Raw genomic sequence first — 13810 nt, forward strand, 5'->3', positions numbered from 1 at the left:
AGATCACTCCGTGTGAGGGTCGTTTGGTGGAACTTCGTCGAAAAATTTCAGTTCATGCAAACGCTTTTGCAAGTAGCTAAGCGCGAATATGTCATAAACGGCGTGACCGATGATCACGATGAGTAGGCTGTCAGTGTACCAATAGATGATCCCGAACAAGGTTCCTATGGCGAACAGGATCAGCGAGATGACCGGCTTGGCCATGTGCACTAGCGTGAAGAGAAGCGAGGCGATGGCGATGGCAGCGACTGGCCCGAGGTAATCAGTCAGGATCGTTTGTAAGCCTGCGCGAAATAGTGCTTCTTCACCGACGCCGGCGCAAATCGATATCCAGATAATGGCATTGGGTGAAAGCTTTTCCTTGAGGAAGAAATAGGTGTCTCCCTGCATCCGAACGAGTTTGTCGGTGAGGTCGCGCATATTGGTGAAGCAGGCCCAGCCGATTACCGAGAGCACTACCCCGAGCAGCACGCCATATGCGGTTTGCGGGATATCGAGCGACACGAACTGACCCAATGGCCGCTGTGAGAACTGCCATATTCCCGCCCCGATCGCGACCATAACAACCGTTTGCAACGTTGTTATGGTGAGCAATTGCCTAGTCGTTAAGTCTGGTTTGTCGTTCTTATCGCTCACTGCATCCTCATGCCATCCTCATGGCAATCTCGCTCATAAAGCGCGGGGCATTGCCTTCAGCAAGCCAGCCAGCTTCCGCTGCGACTGCGCCAAGCATTGCAATCAAATCATCCTGCTCAGCCTTCGCGAAGTTGCCCAGCACATAGCCTGAGACGCGATCTTTATGGCCAGGGTGACCAATGCCCAGCCTGACACGGCGAAACTCCTTGCCTAGGTGCTTATCGATGCTTCGCAGGCCATTGTGACCGGCAGTACCGCCGCCTTGCTTCACCTTGACTTTGAAGGGGGCAAGATCGAGCTCATCATGGAACACGGTTAGCGCGTCCATCTCCAACTTGTAAAAGCGCATAGCCTCGCCAACGCTGCGCCCGCTTTCATTCATGAAAGTGGCTGGCTTAAGCAGCATGATTTTCTCTGAGCCGATGCGCCCCTCTCGGAGCCATCCAGAGAACTTCTTTTGCTCCGGTCCGAAGCCATAAATGTCTGCGATCACATCCAACACCATAAAACCGACATTGTGGCGGTGCATGGCATATTGCTGTCCAGGATTTCCGAGGCCGGTCCAGATTTGCATGAGTTCACCTAACGCACTGTCTTCAGAATACAAAACGCCGAGCCTCTTTACGAGACCCGGCGCCTTTGTAACTTGGGTGGAAGAAGCGGAAGAGCTTAGCCTTCGCCGCCCTCTTCGCCAGAAGCGTCGCCACCATCTTCGGTTGCTTCGCCTTCTTCGCCCTCGACTTCTTCGCCATCTTCTGCAGCTGCTTCGTCTTCGCTCTTCTTAAGCGCTGATGGAGCAACGAGTGTTGCGATGGTGAAGTCGCGGTCTGTAATCGCGCTCTCGCTGCCTTCTGGCAGAGTGACTTCGCTGATGTGCAGCGAGTCGCCGACTTCTTTGCCGGTGACATCGATTTGGATCTCACCAGGGATCTTGTCGTTTTCGCAAACCAGCTCAAGATCGTGACGGACCACGTTGAGAACGCCGCCTTTCTTAAGGCCAGGCGACTCTTCTTCGTTGATGAAGACAACCGGAACCGACACTTCGATCTTGCCGCCCTTTGCGAGGCGCAGGAAATCGACGTGGGTAGGGCGGTCTGTCACAGGGTGCAGAGCGACGTCTTTTGGCAGGGTGCGAACTCTGTCGCTGCCGACTTCAATCTCAACAATTGAGTTCATGAACTGCCCAGTGCCCATTTGGCGGACCAGTTCTTTCTCTTCGATGTGGATTGTTGTTGGTTCTTCCTTACCGCCATAAATCACGGCGGGGATCCGGCCTTCGCGACGCAGTGCACGGGAGGCTCCCTTGCCTGCCCGTTCGCGCGTCTCAGCCGGTAGAGTGAGAGCGTCGCTCATGTCACTTACCTTTCAAGTGTGCGTTGTGTAACTTTTCTCCAGTCGTCACGCCTCCAGGGATGACCATAACGCCGGAAGGCGCGCGGATAGCAGCCGCGCGGCAAAACGCAAGCGAAATGCACCGGTGAGGCTGGATGGCTTGGGGCTATTGGATGCGTGAAATGGTGAAGCCGCGCTCGCGCAGCAGGGTGGGTAGACCATCATCGCCAAGCATGTGGGCAGCACCGACGGCGATAAAGGGCTGATCCTGCCGTGCTAGCAGAGGTTCTATGCGAGCTGCCCAGTCACGGTTTCGCTTTGCGAGAAGCGCTTCGTAAAGCTCGGGATCCTCTAGCAGGCCGGCAGTTGCTAAATCTGAAAGAAGGTCCAAGTCGCCTGCTTGCCATGCTGCGACAAGCTCCTTCAAAGTGTCGTCAGGATTGTTTGCATCTCTAAGAACGGCATTCAGCAAGTCGCGCTGCTCACTTTCTGGTAGTCCATCGAAGATCGATAGCTGCGCACGCGCGCCTTCAAGTTCGGTTACGTCTTGTGCGCCAAATTGCCGCAATAGCGCTTTGTCCACGCCAGCTTCGGTTTCAGCGGTTTGCGCTAATTGCGCGAGTGTCAGCGCTGCCGCCCAAGTCTCGAGAGGATCGAGTTGGTCAGCGGAGGTGCCTGACTTGATCAGCACTTCGCGATACATCACTCTCAGCGCGGGATCGATCCGTGCCGCAAGCGGAGATGAACCACCCTCATCAAGCGCTAAGCGAGTGAAGATGCGCGAAAGCTCTGCTTGATCTTCTAGCGACGCGACCTCGACCACCAAAAGCTCAGCATTCTGCAATGTCTCTTCGAGCTTTGCGGATCGCCAAGCTGTGCCAGCGGGAAGGGCATGGACCGTGCCGAACAGCCAGCCCTCTACCTCGCCAGCTTCGCTAGTTATCTCCCATATCGGTGGCCCTCCAGCATCCTCCTCAATGAAAGGATCTGGCGGGTCATCACTGCAACCCGCCAGCACTAGTAAAGCTGATGCAAGGAATGATCTTAAGCGCATCAATTGAGAGAGTTGCTTACGCCGCGCTTACTGGATGCGGTCCGACACAATTCCGCGCTCTGCCAGATAATCTTGCAGACTGTTTTCACCCGCAAGGTGACCTGCGCCAACCGCGATAAACACAGTTCCCGGCGTGTCCATGCGTGCTTCGACCCAGTCGGCCCAATTTCGGTTGCGACTGTAGAGCAGCGCTTCGGCCAGTTGTGGATCGGTCAGACCTTCATTCATGATCGCTGCAAGTCCATCGGCATCACCCTCGACCCATTCGGTCACCATCGCATCAACCATCGTAGGGATTTCATCAACCGCTTCGGCTGTCGCCATCAGAAACTCAACCTGAGAATCGCGCGGCAAGCCGTCAAACACGCCGATCTGAAATTCCACTGTCTCAAGCGCCTCGCGGGTCATTTCTTCGCCTGCTCGGCTTTCGATCACCATTTCAACGCCGCTTTCCGGTGAATATCCAGCCTTCATCAGAGGCAAGACTGACAAGGTCATTCCAGCGAACCAAGGTTTAAATCCGTCAAAAGCATTTACCGGAACACCAACGCTGGTCATCGCCGCTTCATAGGTGGTGACCTGCTCTGCGCTCAACTGAGAGCGCAAGGTCACGCCCGTTGTATCGAGCGCTTTGGCTCCAACAATTTGCTGCGTTTCAGGGGCCGACATAGATGCGGCATCAATTTCGGTCACAAGCGTGTCGGACGAGTCCAAGGCACTTTCAATAGCTGGCGACATCCACTCAACCTCGGGCGGTAGGGCATGCACTGTGCCAAATAGATAGATTGTGGTGTCATCATCGGAGACTTTCCACATGGCCGGGCCGCTTGGAAGTGCCGCAACAGCTTGAGCCTCTTCAGTCACAGGGCTCGTTTGTGTTGATGCTACCTCATTGCTTTCATATGCCGACGTGCAGCCTTGTAGCGAGATCAGCAAGGCCGCGCTTGAAAGCGAGGTGGTAAGGAAGTTCTTGGACATAGTCATGGAGAGAGCCTTTCGTTTCGGGATAAGAAGTGGGGAGTGAAGGTGGCTATCGCAAACCCAATTTGCGAATGCCGTAGAAAAGGAAGGTGAAACCCAGCAGTGCGATGATGGTGTCTGCCGCAGTTGGAAATCTGATCAGCGCTAGCTCGGCAAGCAGATACCAACCCCCGATGGTGATGATACCACCATACATACCGGCTAGGTGCGCCCAAAGATTGTCCATCAAGTCGAGTTCATCGATGCGTTTGAAATAGTCGAAACTGAACCAAGTGATGCCCGCGATTGCTAACGCTCCGGCAAGCAGAGGTACCCACAACGGTAAATCGCCAGAGGCGTACATCCCGCTGGCCATGCCACTAAGGAATCCGATCAATATTGAGGCGGAAAAGGTTAGGGCAAGATAGCGCCAGAATGCGTTGCGGCGGCGATTGTGACGTGCTTCGCCGCTTTCAGAAAAGTCATGCTTCGTCATTGAATATCTCCTCGACGGGCATCTCGAAAAGGCGTGCGATCTTGAAAGCCAAGCCTAGTGATGGGTCGTGCTTGCCGGTTTCGATCGCATTGACTGCTTGGCGCGACACTTCGAGGTAGCCACCAAGTTCAGCTTGGCTCCAATTGCGCTCGGCGCGAAGGACTTTGAGGCGGTTGTTCATTGGGTAGGTGACGTCCATGTGTCAGGTATAGCTGACTATATGTCGTGATTCACTGACCAAGTCAAGACTACCTGACATTCTGCAATGATAACACGACAGTTTGCGTGTTTGCGAAGAGCTTGGCGCGCGCTACTATTGCGGGTAGTCATGCCCGCGAGAGAGAGGCGACTATGACAACAATTCACCACCGGACCTGCCATATTTGTGAAGCCAATTGCGGCGTTCTAGTAGAGCTGGAAGGGCGCGAGGTTGTTTCTATCAAAGGCGACCCTGACAATGCGTTGAGCCGTGGCCACATCTGCCCCAAAGCCACCGCAATTGCGGATTTGCAAAGCGATCCAGACCGTTTGCGCAGGCCGGTAAAGCGCACGGATGACGGTTGGCAGGAGCTGGAATGGGAGGAGGCTTTTGGCGAGATTGCTGAGCGCCTCGCGGCGCTGACTAAGGATGGAGCGCGCTCTGCCTTTTATCGCGGCAATCCCGGCGCGCATGATTATGCGCTCTCCACCCAGTCGGGGTATTTGCAGCGAGCTGTGGGCGCTCGCGGAACATTCTCCGCCTCAACGCTTGACCAGATCCCGCATCATTATGCGCAGTTCCAGATGTATGGTCATGTCAGCCTTGCCGCCGTGCCAGATATCGATCGCAGCCAGCTGATCGTCATTCTTGGCGGTAATCCGGTTGCGTCCAATGGCAGCCTTTGGACTGTCCCCGATTTCCGCAAGCGTGTGAAAGAGATGCAGGCGCGCGGCGGCAAACTCGTGGTGGTGGATCCGCGCAAGACCGAGACAGCAAAGATCGCGGATGAATGGCATGCAGTGAAACCGGGTACAGATACCGCATTGCTTGTCGGCATTTTGCAATGCGTGCTGGAGGGTGGCGACGCGCTGCGCGATGGCTTGGCGCAACTGGTCGATGAAAGCTGGGCCGGCGTTAAGCCGATGGTCGACGCATTCGACTTAGCCGAATTGGCCGCATATTGCGGAGTCGACGTAAGCACCATTCGCCGCTTCGCCAGCGAGCTTTCCGATGGGAGGCCCGCCGCGATATATGGCCGTATGGGTGTGTCAGTCTGCGAATTTGGTACGCTCAATCAATGGCTGATCCAGCTCATCAATATAGCCACCGGGAATCTGGACCGTGAGGGTGGGGTGATGTTCCCGGAGCCGCTCCTCGATCTGGTTGCCCATGTCGGCAAGGGCGGCATTCGCACGGTCGAGACTTCGCGCGGGACTTTGCCGTCGGTTATGAGCGAGATCCCGACCATTGCTTTCGCGGATGAGCTGACGCGCGATGATGAGCAACGCATCCGGTCGCTATTTGTAATCGCAGGCAATCCGGTGCTGTCTGCGCCTGATGGCCGCCGGACGGAGCGCGCGCTGGAAGGTCTCGAGCTGATGGTCAGCATGGATATGCACATCACCGAGACCAGCCGTCATGCGCATTACATCCTGCCGCCTTGCGGTCCGCTGGAGAAGGATCACTTCACCTTCTTCTTTGGCCCCCTTTCTGTGCGCAATTTCGGGAATTACTCGCCTGCGACCCTTGAAATGGAAGAGGGCGCTCTTGCCGATTGGGAGATTGCAGCCGGACTGACCCGTGCAATCCTGAGCGCAAAGGGCGAGCCAGTGCCGAACCTGCCGACCCCGCGCGAGGTTTTGGACGGAATGCTAAAAGCATCGCCCGCCGGAATGTCGCTTGCCGAAGTGGAAGAGCACAAGCACGGTGTCGATCTTGGCCCACTGCGCCCCAACATCGAAGCCCGCGTAATGACGGATGACAAGCTTATCCACGCTGCGCCTGATGAGCTTGTCGAGGAATGCGGGCGTTTTGCCAGCAGCATGTCTCGGCGTGACCCGCAATCGCTCAGTCTGATTGGGCGTCGCCATGTGCGCTCCAACAATAGCTGGCTGCACAATTCGCATCGGCTCGTGAAAGGTCCGGATCGCTGTACGCTGATGATCCACCCAGAGGATGCGGTTAAGCGCGGCATTGAAGATGGCGACGCGATCACCATCGCAAGCCGCGTCGGTGCGGTTGAGACGTCTGCCGAGGTCACCGAAGACATGATGCCAGGCGTTGTCTCGCTCCCGCATGGCTGGGGGCACAATCGCGAAGGACTAAGCTGGAAAACGGCGGCGGAACATGCGGGGGTCTCGCTCAATGACCTCACTGATCCGGAGCGATACGACCGGCTCACAGGCAATGCAGTGCTCAATGGTACGCCGGTAACGGTCGAGCGGGCCCGCGAAACCGTGGCGGCCGAGTAACTCTGTCCACCGCAACCGCAACGTGAATATGCTGCGCTGCGGCATTGACGCTGGTGAGGGCTTGCGCCATGGCCGCTGGCCATGAGTTTCGAGACGCCAAAACGCAATCCAAAAGCCTCGTTCCAGGATATGATCCTGGCGCTTCATGATTTCTGGAGTGCACAGGGCTGCGTCATCCTGCAACCCTACGACATGCGCATGGGCGCGGGCACGTTTCATACCGCCACCACGCTGCGCGCGCTGGGGCCAGAGCCGTGGAATGCCGCCTTTGTTCAACCATGTCGCCGGCCTACCGATGGCCGCTATGGCGAGAACCCCAACCGCCTCCAGCATTACTACCAATATCAGGTGATTCTGAAGCCGAGCCCGTCCGATATTCAGGAGCTTTATCTCAAAAGCCTCGAAGTGATCGGGATCGACCCGGTCAAGCACGATATCCGCTTCGTCGAGGATGATTGGGAATCGCCGACACTTGGCGCCTGGGGGCTAGGCTGGGAAGTCTGGTGCGACGGAATGGAAGTCACCCAGTTCACCTATTTTCAGCAGATGGGCGGGTTCGACTGCAAACCCGTGGCGGGTGAACTCACTTACGGTCTCGAACGCCTCGCAATGTATATTCAGGGCGTGGATAGTGTTTACGATCTGGCGTTTAACAAGGAGGGCGTTTCTTATGGAGATGTCTTCCTGGAGAACGAAAAGCAGATGTCGAAATGGAATTTCGAGGTCGCCGACACAGACGCGCTGTTTGATCTGTTCAACAAGGCTGAGGCGGAGTGCCAGAACGCTTTAAAGGCTGAGGTTCCAATTGCCGCCTATGAGCAGGCGGTTGAGGCGAGCCACATCTTCAACTTGCTCCAGGCCCGCGGTGTGATCAGTGTGCAGGAACGCGCGAGCTATATGGCGCGCGTGCGCGATCTGGCGCGCGGATCTTGCGAGGCGCATATGGCGAAAGAAGCGCCTACTTGGGCTGAGAAATATCCGGAGTGGAGCCAATGAGCGACCAGCTTGCCTCTGGCGCGTCAACAGGAACGCGCGACTTCCTCTTAGAACTTCGCTCCGAAGAAATTCCTGCGCGCATGCAAAAGGGCGCGCGGGCTGAGCTTGAAAAGCTGTTTCGCCGGGAGCTGGATGCGGCTGGCGTTGCAGTGGGCGATATTGCTGTATGGTCTACGCCGCGTCGTCTGACGCTGATCGCCCGCGACCTGCCACAAGCAACCGAGGCTGTCCGCGAGGAAGCTAAGGGCCCCCCCGAGGGCGCTCCTGATCAGGCGGTGGATGGGTTCTGCCGCAAGAATGGCGTGACACGCGACCAGCTGGAAGTGCGCGATGTAAAGGGCCGGGGCACCTACTTTGCGGTGATCGAGAAGCCGGGGCAGGCGACCGCTGATTTGCTGGCTGATGCTATTCCGGCGATCATTCGCGACTTTAGCTGGCCCAAATCACAGCGCTGGGGCGCAGCCTCCATCTCGACCGAGAGCCTTAAATGGGTGCGGCCATTGTCGGGTATCATTGCGCTGTTTGGTGGCGAGATTGTGCCGTGTGAGATCAGTGGGATTGCGAGCGGCAATGTTACGCGTGGTCACCGGTTCCACTCCGATGGCGAAATCAAAATCACCGGCGTCGAGGACTATGCCGATAAACTTCGTTCAGCACACGTGATCGTCGATCATACCGAGCGCGAGGCGTTGGTGCGCGATGGCGCGCGCAAGGCCGCGCAGGACACAGGCCTGACACTTGTTGAGGACGAAGGTCTGGTCGCGGAAAACGCGGGTCTGACCGAATGGCCCGTGCCTCTGCTTGGGTGGTTTGAGGATGATTTCCTCGATGTGCCGCCCGAGACGATCCAGCTCACTGCGCGAGTGAACCAGAAGTATTTCGTCTGCCAGGATGCTTCTGGCACGCTCGCAAACGCCTTTATCTGCACTGCCAATATTGAGGCGGAAGACCCCGCCGTAGTGGTCGATGGCAATCGCAAAGTGCTCGCTGCGCGGCTGGCTGATGCGCGCTTCTTCTGGGAGCTTGACCAGAAGAAAACGCTCGAAGAACACGCCAAGGGTTTGGCGCGGATCACCTTCCACGAGAAGCTGGGCACAGTTGCCGATAAGGTTGAACGCGTGGCGAAGCTTGCTCGCTGGCTGTGCGAAGAGGGGGTTGTAAAACCTTCCCCCGTTCGCCCTGAGCCTGTCGAAGGGGTGGGGGAAGATGCCGCTCGTACTTCGACAAGCTCAGCACGAACGGCTTCGGATTTGGCTGATATGGCCGAGCAGGCTGCGCGGCTCTGCAAAGCCGACCTCGTCACCGAAATGGTCGGCGAGTTCCCTGAGTTGCAAGGCCTGATGGGCGGATATTACGCCGAGAAGGAAGGCCTGCAGCAGGAAGTCTCGGATGCGATCCGCGATCACTACAAGCCGGTGGGGCAGGGCGATGATGTGCCAACTGCGCCGGTGACGGTGGCGGTGTCTCTGGCGGATAAGCTGGATACGCTCTTTGGCTTTTTCGGTGATCCAGAACTGCATCCAACTGGTTCCAAAGACCCATTTGCGCTCCGGCGAGCAGCCATTGGCGTAGTGCGCCTGCTAAATAAAAACGCGGTGCGTCTTTGCCTCGAGGATGCATTGGAGTCTTGGTATGTCAGATTTGCTTCAACTGAACTTGGCGATCGCTCAGGCGCTCAAGAACTTTTAGATGATGGCCGCCCCGATCTCATTGATGGATTGGTTCGCCCTTACTTCTACCAAAAAGTTTCAGACGAAGCGCTTTCAGAGCTAGAATCTGGAAAATCGTTCGAAGAACCCGTGCGTGTTTGGTTGGGTTTCGACAATCAGATTGATTGGCGCACGCTCGGTTTGAGCTTCAGTAAGAGCCGTCCTGCAAATGGCGAAGTTGCCGAAGATTACGAGCTGTATGATGGGAATTATTGGTTTTCCTCGTTCAACTACCTCGTAACTTCACTCCTCGACTTCTTCGCCGACCGCCTCAAGGTCCAGCAGCGCGAGGCGGGTGTCCGTCACGACCTGATCGACGCAGTGTTTGCGCTGGGTGGTGAAGATGATCTCGTTCGCCTCCTCGCTCGCGTCAAAGCACTCCAATCCTTCGTCGAAACCGACAGCGGCACGAACCTGCTCGCGGGTTATAAGCGCGCGGCCAATATCCTCAAAAAAGAGGAGTGGGAGCCTGGCGCGACTAACCCGTCGCCAGAACCTGCCGAGGCTGCTCTCATAACCGCGCTCGACAGCGCAGAGCCCAAGGCCGCTAGCGCAATCGATGCCGAGGCATTCGAAGACGCGATGGCAGCGCTTGCGAGCCTGCGCGCGCCCATTGATACGTTTTTTAACGAAGTGACCGTGAATGATCCGGATAAAGACAAGCGCGCCGCGCGGCTCGACCTGCTCGCGCGGTTCCGCGATGCAGTGCACAGGGTCGCTGATTTTTCCAAGATTGAAGGTTAGGATTTAGGGCTGATGACCAATACGGTTTTCCCATTCGGTGGTAGCGCAGACCACTCCGACCCGCGTCAGAAAGACAAGGGCATCGCGGGCGGCAAAGGTGCAAACCTTGCCGAAATGGCGGCGATTGGCCTGCCAGTGCCCCCCGGTTTCACTATCGCGACCGAAGAATGCCTGAGCTATTTGGCCGAGGGCGGAGACTTTAGCGAAAAGCTGCGCAGCGACGTTGCGGCTTCGCTCAAACATATCGAAGCGTCGGTTGGTAAGAACTTCGGCGATGCGGCGGACCCCTTGCTGGTGTCTGTCCGCTCCGGCGCGGCAATTTCCATGCCGGGCATGATGGACACGGTTCTCAATCTCGGCCTGAATGATGAAACGGTTCAGGGCCTCGCGGCCACCAGCGGGGACGAGCGCTTTGCCTGGGATAGCTATCGCCGGTTCATCCAAATGTATGCCGATGTGGTGCTGGGCCTTGACCACGGCCTGTTCGAGGAAGCACTCGAGATCGCCAAGGAAGACAATGGCTTCTACAGCGATACCGAGCTCAGCGCGGACGATTGGCGGTCGCTGGTCGATGAGTATAAGCGCATTGCCGAGGCGGAATTGGGCCATGCCTTTCCGCAAGATCCGCAAGAGCAGCTGTGGGGCGCAATCCGCGCGGTTTTTGACAGCTGGGATAGCGAGCGCGCGAAGATTTACCGCCGCCTCAATGACATTCCGCATGACCTTGGCACGGCCGTCAATGTTCAGGCGATGGTGTTTGGCAATATGGGCGAGAGCTCGGCCACAGGCGTTGCGTTTACGCGCGATCCCTCAACCGGTGAGAAGGCCTATTACGGCGAGTGGCTCGTCAATGCGCAGGGCGAGGATGTCGTCGCGGGCATTCGCACACCCCAATATCTGACCAAGACTGCGCGTGAGGCGGCGGGTGCAGACAAGCCGAGCATGGAAGAGGCAATGCCCGATGCCTATGGCGAGCTGGCGCGCGTGTTTGACCTGCTTGAGCGGCATTACCGCGACATGCAGGACATCGAGTTTACCGTGGAGCGCGGCAAGCTGTGGATGCTGCAAACACGTAGCGGTAAGCGCACGGCCAAGGCAGCGCTCAAGCTGGCGGTGGACATGGTTGGTGAAGGGCTGATCGATAAGAAAGAAGCGATCCTGCGCGTTGATCCGATGGCGCTTGACCAACTGCTTCACCCGACGCTTGACCCGGAGGCTCACCGTGATGTCTTGACCGCGGGTTTGCCTGCATCCCCCGGTGCAGCTTCAGGCAAAATCGTGCTGGATGCGGATACCGCTGAGACGCTCTCAGAGCGCGGCGAGAAGGTCATTCTGGTGCGCGTTGAAACTAGCCCCGAGGACATTCACGGCATGCACGCCGCCGCCGGTATTCTGACTGCGCGCGGCGGGATGACCAGTCACGCGGCGGTGGTTGCGCGCGGGATGGGGCGGCCTTGTGTTTCCGGTGCGGGCGCTGTTTCGATTACCCGCGATAGCAAGGCTCTGCGGATCGGTAATCGCGAGCTGACCGAGGGCGACATCATTACAATTGATGGCGGCACTGGCGAGGTGATGGCCGGCGAAGTCGCCACGATTGAGCCTGAGCTTGCGGGCGATTTTGGCGTGTTGATGGAATGGGCGGATGAACACCGCCGGATGCGTGTGCGCACCAATGCCGAGACCGAAGCCGACTGCAAAATGGCGCGGCAATTTGGCGCCGAGGGCATTGGGCTATGCCGCACGGAGCATATGTTCTTCGACGCTGCACGGATTAGCGCGGTGCGTCAGATGATTCTGGCGGAGGATGAGAAGGGACGGCGCAAAGCGCTCGAGACACTGCTGCCAGAACAGCGCGCAGATTTTGTCTCGATTTTCCAGGTTATGGAGGGTCTTCCTTGCACGATCCGTCTGCTAGATCCGCCGCTGCACGAATTCCTGCCAACCGGTGATGCGGAGTTTGCCGAGCTATCCGAAGCGACGGGCCTTGGCGTTGACCATCTGCGTCGCCGCGCGGATGAACTGCATGAGTTCAACCCGATGCTCGGCCATCGCGGCTGCCGTTTGGGTGTGACCTTCCCCGAGATTTACGAGATGCAGGCGCGCGCGATCTTTGAGGCCGCATGTCAGGTTGCAGGCGAGGGCGGTACTGCGCCGGTTCCTGAGGTCATGGTTCCGCTGGTTGCCGCCAAGCGCGAGTTGGAGCTGTTAAAAGCGGTGATCGACACCACGGCTGAGGCGGTGTTCGCTGAGACAGGCACGCGCGTTGAGTACCTGGTCGGTACGATGATTGAACTGCCGCGTGCCGCGCTGATGGCGCATGAGATCGCGCATGAAGCGGAGTTCTTTAGCTTCGGCACGAATGATCTCACGCAAACCACGCTGGGTGTGAGCCGCGACGATTCGGCCAAATTCCTTGCGCCTTATGTCGACAAGGGCATCTTCCCGCGCGACCCGTTTGTCAGCCTTGATATTGAGGGTGTTGGTCAGTTGGTTGAGCTGGCGGCGGAGCGTGGTCGCAAAACACGTGAGGCAATCAAGCTCGGCATTTGCGGAGAGCACGGCGGTGATCCAGCCAGCATCGAGTTCTGTGAAAAGGTAGGCCTCGATTACGTCAGCGCCTCGCCCTATCGCGTGCCGATTGCGCGGCTAGCGGCGGCGCAGGCGTCGCTCAGGCGCGCGGATTAACGCTTACTTCCAGCCCGTTATGGTTACCATCTCGAATGTCTCGCTAACCTTGCCATCGGGCTCGGCGAGCGTTTGAAACGCATCCTTCGCGCGGGCGAACCCTTCGCGGCAGATATGTGGCGCAGAGTTCATCAGCGCATTGTTCATGCCCTGATCGCGCAAGTCGCTGATGAGGCGCTCAAGAGATGAAAACCGCACTGAAAGCGTATGGCTGTCGACAACTTGCTTGGTGAAGCCCGCACGTTTCGCCAGCCCAGCGCCCGACCCGCTGTCGACCATTGGGTGTATCCGCGCGGCAGGCTTCTCGCCATCCGCTGCGAGCATTGCCTGACGTAACCTCGGTAGGCTGCCCGCGCCAGGAAAAGAGGCGATCATCAGCCCGTCCTCGCTCAGCGCATTGCGGCTGTGGATCAGCGCTCCCGGTAGATCGTTGACGGTCGCAAGACCAAGCAGATGAATGATGAGGTCATAAGGCGCCCCCTCAATCGGATGCTCTTCCTCGAACACGCCAATTGGGAAGCAATCAACCTGCGCTCCGCGATCTTTCAAGACTGATGGCAAGAGCCCCGTCCAATCGCCCACAATCAGGGCGCGCCGAGGTGTAAGCCGCATAAAGTCCATTCGCTCAACGACATCATCTTGAGCATCGCGTAGCAAGTAGCTCGCAGCGTCGGGCTTCTTTGAGCGAGTGATCATGCGCGCCCATTTGGCAGCGCGCCGGACCCGGCAAAAAATTGTCGGTGGAGT

General features: G+C 57.7%; 12 protein-coding genes. 4 read left to right on the forward strand and 8 right to left on the reverse strand.

Going from position 1 to position 13810, the window contains the following annotated elements:
- Positions 1 to 3 precede the first annotated feature (3 nt).
- The 7 genes from ACFCXQ_RS10400 to ACFCXQ_RS10430 form a co-directional block, all read right to left on the reverse strand.
- The gene (locus ACFCXQ_RS10400) at positions 4 to 636 is read right to left on the reverse strand and encodes a CPBP family intramembrane glutamic endopeptidase (RefSeq protein WP_379550330.1); all 633 of its coding nucleotides are present in this window, start codon (positions 634 to 636) and stop codon (positions 4 to 6) included.
- 7 nt (positions 637 to 643) lie between these two features.
- Positions 644 to 1210 carry an aminoacyl-tRNA hydrolase gene (gene pth / locus ACFCXQ_RS10405; RefSeq protein WP_379550332.1) on the reverse strand — a complete coding sequence of 189 codons (567 nt, stop codon included), beginning with the start codon at positions 1208 to 1210 and terminating at the stop codon, positions 644 to 646.
- Between the two features lie 95 nt (positions 1211 to 1305).
- Positions 1306 to 1989 carry a 50S ribosomal protein L25/general stress protein Ctc gene (locus ACFCXQ_RS10410; RefSeq protein WP_379550334.1) on the reverse strand — a complete coding sequence of 228 codons (684 nt, stop codon included), beginning with the start codon at positions 1987 to 1989 and terminating at the stop codon, positions 1306 to 1308.
- 145 nt (positions 1990 to 2134) lie between these two features.
- Positions 2135 to 3022: a TraB/GumN family protein gene (locus tag ACFCXQ_RS10415; protein WP_379550336.1), complete on the reverse strand. Its 888-nt coding sequence runs from the start codon at positions 3020 to 3022 to the stop codon at positions 2135 to 2137.
- A 27-nt stretch (positions 3023 to 3049) separates the two neighbouring features.
- Positions 3050 to 4006 carry a TraB/GumN family protein gene (locus ACFCXQ_RS10420; RefSeq protein ID WP_379550338.1) on the reverse strand — a complete coding sequence of 319 codons (957 nt, stop codon included), beginning with the start codon at positions 4004 to 4006 and terminating at the stop codon, positions 3050 to 3052.
- Positions 4007 to 4052: 46 nt separating this feature from the next.
- The gene (locus tag ACFCXQ_RS10425) at positions 4053 to 4478 is read right to left on the reverse strand and encodes a hypothetical protein (RefSeq protein ID WP_379550340.1); all 426 of its coding nucleotides are present in this window, start codon (positions 4476 to 4478) and stop codon (positions 4053 to 4055) included.
- Positions 4465 to 4659, reverse strand: a complete 195-nt coding sequence (locus ACFCXQ_RS10430; RefSeq protein WP_379550343.1) for a helix-turn-helix transcriptional regulator — start codon at positions 4657 to 4659, stop codon at positions 4465 to 4467. The genes ACFCXQ_RS10425 and ACFCXQ_RS10430 overlap by 14 nt, the downstream gene beginning before the upstream one ends.
- Positions 4660 to 4829: 170 nt before the next feature.
- Here ACFCXQ_RS10430 and ACFCXQ_RS10435 point away from each other — a divergent pair, with 170 nt between their 5' ends.
- The 4 genes from ACFCXQ_RS10435 (at position 4830) to ppdK (ending at position 13063) form a co-directional block, all read left to right on the forward strand.
- A complete protein-coding gene (locus ACFCXQ_RS10435; RefSeq protein ID WP_379550345.1) occupies positions 4830 to 6929 on the forward strand; it encodes a molybdopterin oxidoreductase family protein in 2100 nt (699 codons plus the stop codon).
- 81 nt (positions 6930 to 7010) lie between these two features.
- Entirely contained in the window at positions 7011 to 7925 is a 915-nt protein-coding gene (locus ACFCXQ_RS10440; protein ID WP_379550347.1) for a glycine--tRNA ligase subunit alpha, read from the forward strand.
- The gene (gene glyS / locus ACFCXQ_RS10445) at positions 7922 to 10378 is read left to right on the forward strand and encodes a glycine--tRNA ligase subunit beta (protein WP_379550349.1); all 2457 of its coding nucleotides are present in this window, start codon (positions 7922 to 7924) and stop codon (positions 10376 to 10378) included. The genes ACFCXQ_RS10440 and glyS overlap by 4 nt, the downstream gene beginning before the upstream one ends.
- Before the next feature lie 12 nt (positions 10379 to 10390).
- Entirely contained in the window at positions 10391 to 13063 is a 2673-nt protein-coding gene (ppdK, locus tag ACFCXQ_RS10450) for a pyruvate, phosphate dikinase (RefSeq protein WP_379550351.1), read from the forward strand.
- A 3-nt stretch (positions 13064 to 13066) separates the two neighbouring features.
- On the opposite strand, the gene ACFCXQ_RS10455 is transcribed toward ppdK, so the two are convergent.
- Positions 13067 to 13759: a methyltransferase gene (locus ACFCXQ_RS10455; RefSeq protein ID WP_379550353.1), complete on the reverse strand. Its 693-nt coding sequence runs from the start codon at positions 13757 to 13759 to the stop codon at positions 13067 to 13069.
- Positions 13760 to 13810: the final 51 nt, after the last annotated feature.

The organism is Qipengyuania rhodophyticola (genome assembly GCF_042493225.1).
Taxonomy (GTDB): domain Bacteria; phylum Pseudomonadota; class Alphaproteobacteria; order Sphingomonadales; family Sphingomonadaceae; genus Erythrobacter.

Excerpts from the sequence above, each read along its gene's own strand:
- pth (WP_379550332.1), bottom strand. The coding sequence starts at position 1,210 with ATGCAAATCTGGACCGGCCTCGGAAATCCTGGACAGCAATATGCCATG.
- ACFCXQ_RS10410 (WP_379550334.1), bottom strand. The coding sequence starts at position 1,989 with ATGAGCGACGCTCTCACTCTACCGGCTGAGACGCGCGAACGGGCAGGC.
- ACFCXQ_RS10415 (WP_379550336.1), bottom strand. The coding sequence starts at position 3,022 with ATGCGCTTAAGATCATTCCTTGCATCAGCTTTACTAGTGCTGGCGGGT.
- ACFCXQ_RS10420 (WP_379550338.1), bottom strand. The coding sequence starts at position 4,006 with ATGACTATGTCCAAGAACTTCCTTACCACCTCGCTTTCAAGCGCGGCC.
- ACFCXQ_RS10425 (WP_379550340.1), bottom strand. The coding sequence starts at position 4,478 with ATGACGAAGCATGACTTTTCTGAAAGCGGCGAAGCACGTCACAATCGC.
- ACFCXQ_RS10430 (WP_379550343.1), bottom strand. The coding sequence starts at position 4,659 with ATGAACAACCGCCTCAAAGTCCTTCGCGCCGAGCGCAATTGGAGCCAA.
- ACFCXQ_RS10435 (WP_379550345.1), top strand. The coding sequence starts at position 4,830 with ATGACAACAATTCACCACCGGACCTGCCATATTTGTGAAGCCAATTGC.
- ACFCXQ_RS10440 (WP_379550347.1), top strand. The coding sequence starts at position 7,011 with ATGAGTTTCGAGACGCCAAAACGCAATCCAAAAGCCTCGTTCCAGGAT.
- glyS (WP_379550349.1), top strand. The coding sequence starts at position 7,922 with ATGAGCGACCAGCTTGCCTCTGGCGCGTCAACAGGAACGCGCGACTTC.
- ppdK (WP_379550351.1), top strand. The coding sequence starts at position 10,391 with ATGACCAATACGGTTTTCCCATTCGGTGGTAGCGCAGACCACTCCGAC.
- ACFCXQ_RS10455 (WP_379550353.1), bottom strand. The coding sequence starts at position 13,759 with ATGATCACTCGCTCAAAGAAGCCCGACGCTGCGAGCTACTTGCTACGC.